The following is a 13,380-nucleotide window of genomic DNA, read 5'->3' as shown; positions in this document are numbered from 1 at the left end:
GGACCGCGTCGCAAACGTATCACATCTCAAAGGCTGGCCCGCGACGGGCCAGCCTTTGCCGCCCCTTAGCCGAGCCCGGCTTCCTTGAGCTGGCCGTTGATGCTCTCGGCCAGCTTGTCGAGGCCCTCGTCGACCGGCACTTCCTTGGCCACCATCTTCTGCAGCGTCGCCGCCCATTCGGTGGTGAGATCGAAGAACAGCGGCTGCGGAGTGAACTTGATGCTGGCGCCCGGCGCCGAGACGTCGAACATCTCGACATAACCGGGATAGCTCTTGTTCAACTTGTCCCGGAACATCTGGTCGTTCCAGACCGACTGGCGGACCGGATTGACGAAGTCCATCTTGGTCGCACCGAACAGTGCATGCTCGGGTCCGGATGCCCATTGCATGAAGTACCAGGTGGCGTCCTTGTCTTTGGAGAAGTTGGACATCGACAGCGACCAGATCCAGATATTGGGCGTCGGTGCCTTGGCGGCGGGATTGGCCTTGAACGCCGCGAAGGCGAGCTTGCCGGCCATCTTGTTATCGCCGCCATTCATGAAGTAGCCGAGAATGTCGGCATCGTAGATCATCGCCGAGGCGCCTGCACCGAGATCGGTGCCGACCTGGTACCAGGTGTAGGTCGACCAGTCCTTCGGGCCGCTCTCCTGAATCATCTGGACCCACTGTTTGTGGAAAGCCTTGGATTCGGCGGTGCTCATCGCGGCCGACAGCTTGCCGTCAGCCGAGACGTTCAGGTCCTTCTGGTCGAAATTGGCGTAGGCCGACAGGAAGCCCGGGTGGATCGTCGCCCAGGAGCGCGAGCCGCGCACGCCGATGCCGTAGACGCCACCGCCGACGTCCTTGGTGAGCTTCGCCGCCGTAGCGACCATCTCATCCATATTGCCGGGAACGCTGACGCCGACCTTGTCGAACATGCCCTTGTTGTAGGTGATGTTGTTCTGTTCGAAACCCCACGGAATGCACCACTGCTTGGCGTCGTCGGAACCGAGCACTCCGCCAGGCTGGCCGTTCCAGGCGCAGGACTTCCTGACGCCGGGCAGGAAGTCGTCCCAGGCATATTTCGGGTTGGTCTTGGCCGGATCCTTGATCCATTCGTTGAGGTCGGTGATCCAGCCGGCCGGGCCGTAGGTCCAGGTCATGTAGGCGCCCGTCATGAAAGCATCGTATTCGGGCGAGCTGGCCGACAGCGCGGCGGTAACCTTGTCGAAATAGACGTCTTCGGGGAACACGTCATAGACGACATTCATGCCGGTCAACTGCTTGAAATTGTCGAGGTTGGCGATCATCGCATCGGCGTAAGGATGCTTGTTGAGCAACAGCTTGATGGTCTTGCCCTTATGCGCCTGCCAGTCGAAATCAGCCGCCAGGGCGCGGGTCTGCCCGAAATTGAGCAGTGTGCCGGCGGTGCTGGCGGCAAGGCCCATTGTACCGAGGCCCTTGATCAGCCCACGGCGGTCGACTTGTCCACGCAGGAACGCGTCGATGAGGTCTTTCTCTTTCTCACGCATTTCTCTTCTCCTCCACAGGGTAGTTTCAACGAAATGGTTGCCGGCTACCCGACCGGCGTCTGTTCCACGAGCGATCGCGCCGTCCGCTCGTCGGTTATCAAGCCTTTGAGATAGCGGCCCTCCAGCACTGACTTGATGGCGCGAACCTTCACCTTGCCGCCGGCAACGGCGACAATCCTGCGGTTGCTGATGTCTTCGCGCGCCAGCGCCAGCGCCCGGTCGGAAAGCGTCGTCGCAACGGCCTTTCCGGCGTTGTCGAAGAAATGCCCGAGCAGTTCGCCGACGCCGCCATTGCGGCGGATCTCCTCCATCTCGCCCTTCTCGATCATACCGGTGGCGACAAGCGAGGCCTCACGTTCGGCGGTGCCGATGCCGGCGATAAGCAAGTCGGCGGACTTGGCGAGGTCGAAGACATCGCTGACGCCCTTCTGCCCGAGCAACACGGTTCGATCCTCGACCGTGTTGGCGAACATCGGTACGGGCATCACATAGGCCTCCGCACCGGTCCGTTCCGCGACGCGGTGGATGACGTCATGCGGATTGGCCGAGAACTTGCGCGTCAGGCCGCCAAGCAGCGAGACGAAACGGATCCGGCCGGCCGATATGCGCGGCAGATACTCCACGCAGGCGGCAAGCGTGCGGCCGTGGCCGACGCCGATCAGCGCCTCTTCGCCGCGTTCGATCTCGCGCTTGAGAAACTGCGCGCCTGCGATGCCGAGCGCCTTGAGCGGCAGGTCTTCGGCATCGAAGTCCGGAACTACCTCGCAATAGTCGAGGCCGTAGCAGCCGGACAACTCGTCCTCAAGCTCCACGCATTCGGAGACTTCGCCGTCGATATAGACTTTGACCAGGCCTTCCTGATTGGCCTTGGTGATCAGGCGATGCGCCTTGAGGCTGGTCAGGCCGAGCCGCTTGGCGACCTCCGACTGGGTCAGGCCGCCGGCATAGTGAAGCCAGGCGGCACGGGCTGCCATACCTGTCTCATCGTCGCGCAGCAGGCCGTTGCCAAAACCAACCATTTCCGCCCTTTGATATTTTTATCAGTTGCTGCAAAATTTTTCACAAGGCGTCGCCCGAGTCAAGCAACCGCTGCGTTTAAATCGCCGACTAGGAGCTTGCGGGCCGGGGTCGATAGGGCCGCGCTACCCAACGGGCAAGAAATCACATCGACCGCGCACCATTTAAAACGTTTGCAATTTCGCTTGAAGTGATTACAAACGTTTCAAACTTCGTTCGGGAGGAACGATGCCGGCCCGCGTTACGACCCTCAAGGAACTTGCTGCGCAGCTCGGCCTGTCAATCACCACCGTTTCGCGGGCCCTTGCCGGCCACGAGCAGATCGCCTTGAAAACGCGCCAACGTGTCACCGAGGCCGCGCGCCTGGCCGGCTATGTGCCGAATACCGCAGCCCGCACGCTGGTCTCCGGCCGCAGCGGCTTTGTCGGCATGGTGCTGCCGATCCGCGGCCCCAATCTGGTCGATTCCTTCCTCGGCGAATTCGTCACAGGGCTCGGCGAAGGGCTGGTTTCGCACGGCTCCGACCTGATCCTGGCCGCAGCGGCGCAGGGCCAGTCGGAACTTTCCGTGCTTCGCCATGTCGTCGAATCGGGCCGCGCCGACGGGGTCATCGTCACCCGTATCGCCGAGGTCGACGAGCGGCTTGCCTATTTGCGCCAACGCAATTTCCCGTTCGTCGCGCATGGCAGGCTGCTCGACGGCGACTTTGCCTACCATTGGCTCGATACCGATGGCGCGCATGCTTTCGGCGAAGCCTTCGACATGCTCTACAACCTCGGACACCGGCATTTCGGCCTGGTGACGATTTCCGAGCCGATGACGTTTCGCCATCTTAGGCAGGATGGGCTCGCCGCCGCGATCGCCCGCCGGGGCGATCCGTCGGTCAGGCTCGATGTGGCGACGGCGCCGCGTTTCGATCGCGGTGCCCGCATCCAGGCGATCAACCGGCTGCTGCACGCTGCCGAGCGGCCGACGGCCATTGTCGCGCTGTTCGACGAGCTGGCGCTGACGGTCATGGAAGAGGCAGGGCGCGCCGGACTTGCCATTCCTCACGACCTGTCGGTGATCGGCTTCGACAACATAGCCGCCTCCGCCTATGCGCCGCCGGGGCTGACCACTTTCGACGCCTCGATCCGCCAGTGCGCGCGCGAGATCGGCGAGATGCTGCTGACCGTCATCGGCGACAGGCCGACCAAGCCGCTGACGCGGCTGGTGCGGCCGATACTTGTCTCGCGGGCAAGCCATGGCCCGACACCTACAGGACGGAACTGACGCCTTAGCGGCGCACAACCAGGGAGGAAGATGACGATGAATGCGTTGAGGACATTGGCAGGTGCGGTGCTGGCGTTGTCGCTTGCTGCTGGCGCAGCACAAGCCCAGCAAGTGTTGTTCTGGTCGACACAGGCGCGACCAGTGGAAGAGACACAGAAGATGCGCAGCGAAGTGCTGAAGGGGTTTGACGGCCAGGTCGACTATCAGGTCGCCGAGGACGGGCCCTGGCTCACCCGCCTTCAGGCCGAACTGCAGGCCGGCTCCGGCACCATAGGCGTGCTCGGCGGCCTGCACGGAGACTTCTCCACCGTCGGCGCGAACCTTGTCGATCTGTCCGGCGTCGATCTCGGTGGCGTCAAGGTCAACGAGACCTACAAGAAGCTCGGCATGCTCGGCACCGGCGAGCAGAAGTACCTGCCATGGATGCAGGCCACCTTTCTGATGGCGGCCAACAAACAGGCGCTGCAATATCTGCCGGCCGGCACCGATCTCAACACCATCACTTATGACCAACTGATCGAGTGGGCGAAAAACATCGCGGAAAAGACTGGTTCACCCAAGTTCGGTTTTCCGGCCGGCCCGAAAGGGCTGAAGCATCGTTTCTTCGAGGGTTTTCTCCTTCCGTCTTATACCGGTTCGATGGTGACCAAGTTCCGCTCGGCGGAGGCCGAGACGGCGTGGAACAAATTCAAGGAGTTGTGGCAGTACACCAACCCGAATTCGACCAACTATGCCTTCATGCAGGAGCCGCTGCTGACCGGCGAAGTCTGGGTGGCATTCGACCACGTGGCGCGGCTTGCCGACGCCTTTAACCAGAAACCCAATGACTTCGTCGCCTTTCCGGCGCCGGCTGGCCCGGCAGGCCGCGGCTACATGCCGGTGGTGGCCGGTGTCGCTATCCCGAAGACCTCGCCTGACATGGACAAGGCCAAGGCGCTGGTCGCCTATATGCTGAAACCGGAAACCCAGATCGCGACGCTGAAGGCGACAAACTTCTTCCCCATCGTCAACGTCAAGCTGCCCGACGACATGCCGGCCTCGGTGAAGGCTTTCAGCCCAGTGATCGCCACCATGACAGCAGCTCCCGATGCGTTGCCGGCGCTGCTGCCGATGGGACTTGGCGGCCTCAGCGGCAAGTTCAATCAGATCTACACCGACAGCTTCGAGCGCATCGTGCTCGGCGGCGAGGATGTGCACGGCGTGCTCGACGAACAGGCGACGGCGCTGAAAGCGATCATCGAACAGGCGAAGGCGCCGTGCTGGGCGCCCGACAAACCATCGCAAGGCGCCTGCCCGGTCGATTAGGAATCCTCCCTGGGCGTCCGGATTTCCAGCGCGCCGGGCGCCCACCCGTTTACAAGCGTCGAATAGAGAGCGCTCCATGCACGGCAAGGCCCTTCCCTATCTCCTGCTGATGCCGGCGACGCTGTTCCTCTGCGTCTTCTTCCTCTACCCGTTCGCGCTGGTCGCCTTCGAGGCGTTCACCCGCGACGGCGGTTTTACGCTCGACAATTTCCGCACCATGGCGGGCAGCTGGAAGTTTCCGGTCACTGTCCGCAATACGCTGCTGCTGAGCGCCATCGTCGTGCCGATCCAACTGGTGATGGCGCTGCTGATGGCAACGGTGGTGTCGCGGCTTGAAACCGGGCGCAGCGCTGCGCTTTACATCTTCGCTATTCCGCTCGGCATCTCCGATCTCGCCGCCGGGCTGATCTGGCTCGCCATCTTCGACCAGTCCGGCTTCCTGAACACCTTGCTCTCCAATCTCGGCGTCATCCACAGGCCGGTTATGTTCCTCGGCTATCAGAGCAAGCTGACGATCTTCATCGCCGTGGCGCTGGCCGAGATCTGGCGCGCGACCGCCATCATGATGGTCATTCTGGTCGCCGGCATGGGGCTGATCCCCCGGGAATACTACGAGGCGGCGGAGGTTTTTGGCGCTAGCCCGTGGAAGCGCTTCATCAAGATCACGCTGCCTCTGCTGCGCCCAAGCCTGCAGACGGCGATCATCCTGCGCGTCATCCTTGCCTTTGAAGTCTTTGCCGTGGTTGCAGCACTCGGCGGCACCAATCTGCCGGTGCTGATGGGCGAGACCTACAATTGGCAGTTCACGCTGCAGGACCGCAATGTCGCCGCCGCCATGGCGCTGTTCATCCTCGCCATCTCGATCGGTTTCACGCTGTTCTTCCTGCGGGTGCTGCGTGTGCCGAAGGAGGCGCGGATATGAGCACGGTCGCGGAACTCTCGATCGCCGCGCCTGAGGCCCGCAAAGCCGGTAACTGGTTGCTGGTCGCCACCGTCATCCTGCTTTGCGTCTGGGTGCTGCTGCCGATCTATCTGTTGATCGTCAACGCGCTGTCGTCGCCGGAAGAGGTGACCGCCTTTCCCAAGCGCTTCTTCCCGTCATTCGATTTCGGCAGCCTTTCTTTCTTCATCAATTTCGCCGGCGTCGCCAAGGCGCTGTGGAACTCCGTTCTCGTCGCCACGCTGACGATGCTCCTCTCGATCGGCTTCGGCGCACCCGCGGGCTACGCGCTGTCGCGCTTCGAATTTCGGGGCAAGGAAACGTTCCGTTTCCTCGTGCTGATGACCCGCGCCTTCCCGCTGCCGCTGCTGGCGCTACCGCTGGCGGTGATGTTCATCCGCACCGGCCTCGACGATACCGCGATCGGGCTGGCGCTGGTCCACACCACGCTGGCGCTGCCGTTTGCCGTGCTGATTACCTTCTCGCTGTTCTCCGGCATCCCAGTCGAGCTGGAGGAAGCTGCCTGGACACTCGGCTGCACGAGATTGCAGGCATTCCGAAAAGTCATTCTGCCGCTGGCGCTGCCGGGCATCGCGGCGTCGGCGGTGTTTGCCTTCACCATCTCCTGGAACGAGGTGTTTGCCGCCGCCGTGCTCACCATCGAGAACCGGACGCTGACCGCCTTCCTGCTGCAGAGCCTTGGCGAATCGCCGCTCTACCTCAAATTCGCCGGCGGTGCTGCCTTGGTTATCCCGGCGCTGATCTTCATCTTCGCCGTCCGCAAATATCTGTTCGCCATGTGGGGGATCGCCAACCGATGACGCGCACAAAAGAGAACGCCGATGGCTGAGATCGTCATCAAGCAGGTGGCAAAACGTTTCGGCGGCTTCACCGCGCTGCATTCGATCGACCTGACCATCGCCGACCAGGAATTCATGGTGCTGCTTGGCGCCTCAGGTTGCGGCAAGACCACGCTGCTGAGGATCGTCGCCGGGCTGGAAACGCCAAGCCAGGGCGAGGTCTGGATCGGCGGCCGTCGCGTCGACCATCTGCCGCCGCGCGCCCGCGGCATCGCCATGGTGTTCCAGAATTACGCGGTCTTTCCGCACCTGACGGTATTCGAGAACATCGCCTTCGGCCTGCGCATGAAGAAGCTGCCGCAGCAGGAGGTCGACGGGCGCGTCAACCGCACCGCGGAGCTCATGCATATCGAGCAACTTTTGAAGCGCTATTCGGGCCAGCTTTCCGGCGGCCAGCGCCAGCGTGTGGCCGTCGCCCGCGCGCTCGCCATGGAGCCCGATGTGATCCTGATGGACGAGCCGCTGTCGAACCTCGACGCGCTGCTCAGGCTCGAAATGCGCGCCGAGCTCAAGGGCGTGCTGGCGGCGTCCAAGACCACCACCATCTACGTTACCCACGACCAGGTCGAGGCGATGAGCCTTGCCGACCGCATCGCCGTCATGCATCAGGGCCGTATCGTCCAGGCCGCCTCACCGGTAGAGGTCTACCGCAATCCGGCGGCCCGCTTCGTCGGCTCCTTCATCGGCAACCCGCCGATGAATTTCATCCCGGCGACGAAGACTGCGAACGGCAGCTGGATCGTCGCCGGCCTGACGCTACCTGGCCCCAAATCGGACAAGCAGACGATAGAATTCGCCATTCGCCCCGAGGATGTGGACGCCGGTAACGAAGGCATTAACGCCACCGTGCGCGTCGTCGAGCCGCTCGGACCGCACACGCTGGTCACCTGCGATGTCGAGGGCGGCCTGTTTCGCGCCATTCTCGAATCGAACGCCACGGTCGCCGTCGGCGATCACTTGCGGCTTTCGCCCAAACCCGATCGCATCCGCTGGTTCGATCCCGAAACCACGAACGCCCTTTGATCCTCCCTTCGATCCTGAAAGTACGAACGCCCCGATGATATCTCTTGCCATTGACGAAACTATCGCCCGCGCCGTCGAGGTGCTCAGGGAAAATGACCAAGGCACCTATACCATACCGACCAAGGGCCTCTACCCGTTCCAGTGGAATTGGGATTCCTGCCTGACCGCCCTCGGTCTTGCCCACTATGACGAGGCCCGAGCCTGGACCGAGATCGACACGCTGTTCGCTCACCAGTGGCCGGACGGCATGGTGCCGCACATCGTCTTCCACGTCTGGAACGACGGCTATTTCCCCGGGCCGGGGGTCTGGCGAACGGACCGCCCGACCGCCACCTCGGGCATCACCCAGCCGGCAGTCGCCGGCTTTGCCGTGCGCCGCCTGTTCGACCAGGCCAAGGACAAGAAACTGGCGGCCGAGCGCGCCCGCGCGCTGCTGCCGAAGATCGACGCCTGGCACCGCTGGTTCTACGAAAATCGCGACCCGAACGGCGAAGGGCTGGTCGCCATAATTCACCCATGGGAGTCCGGCCGCGACAACTCGATCGACTGGGACGAGGCGTTCGAGCGCGTGCCGACCGAAGGCGTCGAGCCCTACACCCGCCGCGACATCCTGCACGCCGACCCTGCGCATCGACCGACCAGGGCCCAGTACGATCGCTATATCTGGCTGCTGCAGCATTTCCGCGAACTTGGTTGGGACAACACCCGGCTGCACGATGCCTCGCCCTTCCAGGTCGTCGATCCCGGCTTCAACGCCATCCTGATCCGTTCCGCCGCCGACCTTGCCGATCTCGCCGATACACTTGGCGAAACTGAAATCGCAGAAGCCAATCGCGCCCGTGCCGAAAAGGGGCTTTCGACGATGGAACGGCTGTGGAGCGACACACATGGCCAGTACATTTGTTTCGACCGAGTGGCCGGAAAGCTCGTTAACAGCGCGTCGGTCGGCGGCATCCTGCCGGTGTTTTCGGCCATTCCGGAAAGCCGGGCAGCCGCCATCGCTGCAACGATCGAGCGCATCGCTGGCAAAGCGCGTTACATCGTCCCCTCGCACGATCCTGGCGATGGACGCTTCGACCCAAAGCGCTACTGGCGCGGCCCGGTCTGGCTGGTGGTCAATTACATGATCGCCGACGGCCTTGCCGCCGCCGGCCACAGCCAAATCGCACAACGGATCACGCAATCCAGTCTCGACCTGATCGCCGAGAGCGGTTTTGCCGAATATTACGATCCCCTCAGCGGCGAGCCGCTCGGCGGCAATCGCTTTACCTGGACCGCGGCGATGGTGATCGAGTTCCTGAAGGGCAGAGCCTGAACGCTTCCGCCTAGGCCGCCGGCTACCAAAGCCCGTTCTGTCTGCCGAATAACAGTCGACCCCATTTGCGTCTGAGGCATGTCCTGGCCCATCAAACAGGGCCAAGGCATGCCCAATCTTCACCATGCCAGAGCTATAATAATTCGTCACAAACCGCTATCTATACTGCGTCGGGGCGGGGAGAAGCGCGGCTTGGAATTCGATCTGAAGACCATTGAGGCGCTTGCTCCCGATCAGGCGTCGCTGAGCGCCGCCTCCAAGCTCACCAAACGAACGAACTGGCCGCGGCTCGAAAAGCATGAGCAGCAGGCGCTCATCTGGGGCGAATGCCAGGGTTCCGGCTCCAATCCTTATCGAGTGGTGGTCGACACGGGTGATCACGGCTACAAATGCACCTGCCCTTCGCGCAAATTCCCATGCAAGCACACGCTGGCCCTGATGTGGATCGCCGCCACCGCGCCAGCCAGTTTTGCCGCTGCCGATACCACGCCGGAATGGGTGAATGACTGGCTTGGCCGGCGCCGGAAGACGGCGTCACAGCCGGTGCAGCAACCGGCACCGGGCGCGGAAGCCAAGAGCATTGGCGAAGCCGCACGGGCGGACGAGAGCGCCGCCGTTGAAGATAACGCAACGGTCGAGCGTCGCGAGGCGGCGCAGCGCAAGCGGGCGGAAAGCACACGAGAAACAGTGTCGGCGGCGCTCGATGAACTCGACCAGTGGATTGCCGACCAGTTGCGGCTCGGTCTTTCCGGGTTTGTCGACGCCAGCAGCGACCGTTGCCGGCGGATTGCTGCGCGGCTGGTCGATATGAAGGCAGCGGCGCTCGCCGGCCGTATCGACGAGATTCCGTCGCGGCTGATGGCGCTGCGCAGCGAAGAACGACCGGATGCGGCGATCCGCGAACTCGGCAAGCTCGTGCTGCTGGCCAAGGCCTGGCGGTCGGCGCCCGACGATCCCGAGCTGAAGCGGCTTGTATCGACATCCGAAACCCGCGAACAGGTGCTGGCCAATCCCGATGCAATGCAAGTCGAAAGTCTCTGGGAGGTTGTCGGCGAGAAGATCGAGACCCGGCGCGATGGTTTGGTCAGCCATTCGACATGGCTGCTCGATCTGAAAAGCTCCACACCACAATTTGCCCTGCTGCTCGATTATTTTCCCGCCTCGGCCGGACGCCGATCCAACGCCTTCTCGCCAGGCGATCGCTTCAATGCCCGGTTGGTCTTTTATCCATCACGCCGGCCACTCCGGGCGCTGGTGGCAGAACGCATGGGCGACGTCGCATCGGGCCCGTGGCCCGATTTTACCCTGGGCGTCGCCAAGGATCCGCTGGCTGCGCATGTGTGCCATCAGGATGCCGCTCCCTGGCTCACAGATAGCCCTCTCATGCTGCCGCCTGGTGCGATCCTGGTCGACGATCGGGGCGCAGCCTGGTGGCAGGCCGCCGATGATCCGCAAGGGCTCGCCTTGCCGATCAGTGGCGCCGTCAATCAGACATTGCTCGGCCTCGACCTTGCCGCCACGGCAGCGCTCTGGGACGGCGCTCGGCTTGACCTTCTGGCGGCTCAAAGCGGGTTCGGGAGGCTTGACCTGTCGTGAATGAGGGCGAGCAAACAGGCCTGGCGACCATGCGCGATTGCTGGATCACCGGCGGAGCCACCTTCGATCTGGCTCCGGCCGCCTGGAAGGCAATCGCAGGCGGCGCAAGTCCCGACGAGCAGGAGCGCCGGCTCCTGGCAATTGCAGCGCAAGCGCTCGGCGTCGCCTTGCGGCCGGCGGCGCCGAAGACGCTCAAGCGGCGGCCGCCGCTGCCCGGGCTTGCCTTGCCACTGCTGCCGGAGCGGTTGCGGCCGCTTTTGCGCGCCGCCCTGAAACAAGCCGCCGACGCAAGGCGCAAGACGCGCGTGGTGACGCTTGTCGCCAGCCGCGGCTTCGTGCTCCACCCAATGGACTGGATGCCCTCGTCGGATCAGAACAGCCCGGATGTCTACGCTCCATGGATCGACTGGCAAGCCAGCGTGGATGGAGAAAGACATACCCCGCAAGAGAAACTCACGGCGGAAAATTGGGATGAGTTCTATCCCGCCGCGCGCCGCATCGCGCTGGCCGATATGCGCCGGCGCGAACCGGCCGCGGCGCGAATGCTGATCGAGGCCAAGGCCTCGGGCGAACCTGCGGAGGTCAGGCTTGCGCTCATCGAACTTATGCGCTTCGGCCTCAATGCCGAGGACGCGCCGTTCCTGAAAAACCTTGCCACCGACCGTTCCGGCAAGGTGCAGGACCTGGCTGGCCGGTTGCTGGCAAGGTTGGGCGAGCACGGCCATTCGAGCGAAGGCGGGGCGGAGGATCCAGCAGTCGAACTCGCCGTCTTCATCGGCGAAGGCAAATCCGGCTTCATCCGCCGCCGGACCACCTACACGCCGGCGAAACTCAAATCCCCGGCGCAGGAAAAGCGCCGCGCCGAATTGTTCGAGACCTGCAATCTGGTCGACCTCGCCAGACGGTTCGGCATCACGGAACCCGAATTCATCGGAGCCTGGCAGTTCGGCGCCGACAACAACGCTGATATCCTGATCGCCCGAATGGTCGCCGCTTCTGGGAGCGACGCGGCGGTGACGCATATGGCGGACATGCTTGTCACCGAAGGCGGCAAACCGGCGCTGTTCGTGTTGCACCTTGTGCCGCGTCTGGACAGCCGCAGGAAACGGGCTCTCGTCCGGCTGATCCTCAAGCAAGCAAATTACCTCAGCGCGATCAATCTGGCGGAAGGCATTGATGCTGGCTGGCTGGAATGGGACGATCTTTCGAACGGGTCAGTTCTTCCCGCTTTGCGTTCCGCCGTTGCGGGAAACGACGAAGCCGTGCGGCGGGGCGCTGACGATATACTGGCAACGATCGGCTACCTTGCCACAGCGACCACAGCAGCCAAATTGATCGACGAGGTCGTCGCTGCCGGTATGCCGCCCGCCGCCCCATCACTCAGTGTCCTGCGTCTCAACGCGGCGCTGGCCGAACATCAGTCTCGAACCGACACATGATCAATCCGGAGAATTCATATGAACGCTGCCATCCGTCTCCCGGTCGAGCAGGCCTATGCCTCTGAATTGCAGGCGCTGGCGCGCGGTGACGACAGGCAAAAACCTGCCGGCTGGAGCCTGTCGCCACAGGCTGTGCTGACCTATCTGCTCGGCGGCAAGGCTAGCGACGGCACACTGATAACCCCGAAATATGTCGGTCGCCGCCGGTTGATGGAAACCGCGGTAGCGACGCTCGCCACCGACCGTGCACTCTTGCTGCTCGGCGTTCCCGGAACCGCCAAGTCCTGGGTATCTGAACATCTTGCCGCCGCCATCATGGGCGACTCGACGCTGATCGTGCAGTGCACGGCCGGCACCGACGAGAACCAGATCCGCTATGGCTGGAACTATGCGCAGCTGCTGGCAAAAGGCCCGAGCCAAGAAGCGTTGGTGCCGACGCCGCTCTACCGAGCCATGCAGAACGGCAAGCTCTGCCGGCTGGAGGAACTGACCCGCATGGGCTCGGACGTGCAGGACACGCTGATCACCGTGCTTTCCGAAAAGATGATGCCGATCCCGGAATTGAACACCTCGATCTACGCCCAGCGCGGCTTCAACATTATCGCCACGGCAAACAACCGCGACAAAGGTGTCAACGAGCTCTCCTCGGCGCTCAAGCGTCGTTTCAATGTCGTGGTGCTGCCATTGCCGGAAGACATGGCCGAAGAGGTGGCGATCGTCTCCAAACGGGTCGATGAGATGGCTGGCGGACTCGACCTGCCGGTGCCAAAAAATGTCGGCGAGGAGATCGCCCGTGTGCTGACCATCTTTCGCGAATTGCGCTCCGGCGCGACTGCCGACGGCAAGGTGACGCTGAAGATTCCTTCCGGCTCGCTGTCGACCGCAGAAGCGATCGCCACGATGGTTGGCGGGCTCAGCCAGGCGGCGTGGTTCGACAGTGGCAAGCTCGGCGCCGAAGGTCTCGCCGCCAGCCTTGTCGGCGCGATCGTGAAGGATCCGGTGCAGGATAAGGTGGTGCTCGAGGAATATCTGGAAACGGTGCTCAAGAAGCGCCCCGACTATGCCGGCTATTACGCGGCGCTGAACGCAGCGATCTGACGCC

The 13,380-nt window shown here is 63.0% G+C and carries 11 protein-coding genes; 9 read left to right on the top strand and 2 right to left on the bottom strand.

Annotation, left to right across the window (positions count from 1 at the left end):
- Window positions 1-65: 65 nt before the first annotated feature.
- Both NKI63_RS20350 and NKI63_RS20345 read right to left on the bottom strand, forming a co-directional pair.
- Window positions 66-1,511, bottom strand: coding sequence for an ABC transporter substrate-binding protein (locus NKI63_RS20350; protein ID WP_352505338.1), 1,446 nt, complete (start codon window positions 1,509-1,511; stop codon window positions 66-68).
- Between the two features lie 44 nt (window positions 1,512-1,555).
- Window positions 1,556-2,530, bottom strand: coding sequence for a sugar-binding transcriptional regulator (locus NKI63_RS20345; RefSeq protein ID WP_352505339.1), 975 nt, complete (start codon window positions 2,528-2,530; stop codon window positions 1,556-1,558).
- Window positions 2,531-2,756: 226 nt separating this feature from the next.
- Here NKI63_RS20345 and NKI63_RS20340 point away from each other — a divergent pair, with 226 nt between their 5' ends.
- The 9 genes from NKI63_RS20340 to NKI63_RS20300 all read left to right on the top strand — a co-directional run bounded on the left by NKI63_RS20340 (window position 2,757) and on the right by NKI63_RS20300 (window position 13,376).
- The gene (locus tag NKI63_RS20340) at window positions 2,757-3,800 is read left to right on the top strand and encodes a substrate-binding domain-containing protein (protein ID WP_352505340.1); all 1,044 of its coding nucleotides are present in this window, start codon (window positions 2,757-2,759) and stop codon (window positions 3,798-3,800) included.
- A 36-nt stretch (window positions 3,801-3,836) separates the two neighbouring features.
- Window positions 3,837-5,105 (top strand): ABC transporter substrate-binding protein, encoded by a 1,269-nt coding sequence (locus NKI63_RS20335; protein ID WP_352701804.1) that lies wholly within the window; start codon window positions 3,837-3,839, stop codon window positions 5,103-5,105.
- Between the two features lie 76 nt (window positions 5,106-5,181).
- Window positions 5,182-6,027, top strand: a complete 846-nt coding sequence (locus tag NKI63_RS20330; protein WP_352505343.1) for a carbohydrate ABC transporter permease — start codon at window positions 5,182-5,184, stop codon at window positions 6,025-6,027.
- Window positions 6,024-6,866 (top strand): carbohydrate ABC transporter permease, encoded by an 843-nt coding sequence (locus NKI63_RS20325; RefSeq protein ID WP_352476534.1) that lies wholly within the window; start codon window positions 6,024-6,026, stop codon window positions 6,864-6,866. Before NKI63_RS20330 ends, NKI63_RS20325 begins: the two co-directional genes overlap by 4 nt.
- Window positions 6,867-6,887: 21 nt before the next feature.
- Entirely contained in the window at window positions 6,888-7,928 is a 1,041-nt protein-coding gene (locus NKI63_RS20320; protein ID WP_352505344.1) for an ABC transporter ATP-binding protein, read from the top strand.
- Window positions 7,929-7,962: 34 nt separating this feature from the next.
- A complete protein-coding gene (locus NKI63_RS20315) occupies window positions 7,963-9,243 on the top strand; it encodes an amylo-alpha-1,6-glucosidase (RefSeq protein WP_352505345.1) in 1,281 nt (426 codons plus the stop codon).
- 192 nt (window positions 9,244-9,435) lie between these two features.
- The gene (locus NKI63_RS20310; protein WP_352505347.1) at window positions 9,436-10,839 is read left to right on the top strand and encodes an SWIM zinc finger family protein; all 1,404 of its coding nucleotides are present in this window, start codon (window positions 9,436-9,438) and stop codon (window positions 10,837-10,839) included.
- On the top strand, window positions 10,836-12,278 hold the full coding sequence (locus NKI63_RS20305) for a DUF5691 domain-containing protein (protein ID WP_352823086.1): 1,443 nt from the start codon (window positions 10,836-10,838) through the stop codon (window positions 12,276-12,278). The genes NKI63_RS20310 and NKI63_RS20305 overlap by 4 nt, the downstream gene beginning before the upstream one ends.
- 18 nt (window positions 12,279-12,296) lie before the next feature.
- On the top strand, window positions 12,297-13,376 hold the full coding sequence (locus tag NKI63_RS20300; RefSeq protein ID WP_352823084.1) for an ATP-binding protein: 1,080 nt from the start codon (window positions 12,297-12,299) through the stop codon (window positions 13,374-13,376).
- The last annotated feature ends 4 nt before the right edge of the window (window positions 13,377-13,380 follow it).

The organism is Mesorhizobium sp. M0410 (assembly GCF_040321435.1).
Lineage (GTDB): Bacteria > Pseudomonadota > Alphaproteobacteria > Rhizobiales > Rhizobiaceae > Mesorhizobium.
Note: the sequence above shows the minus strand (reverse complement) of the source record. Positions and strands in the feature narration are given on the sequence as shown.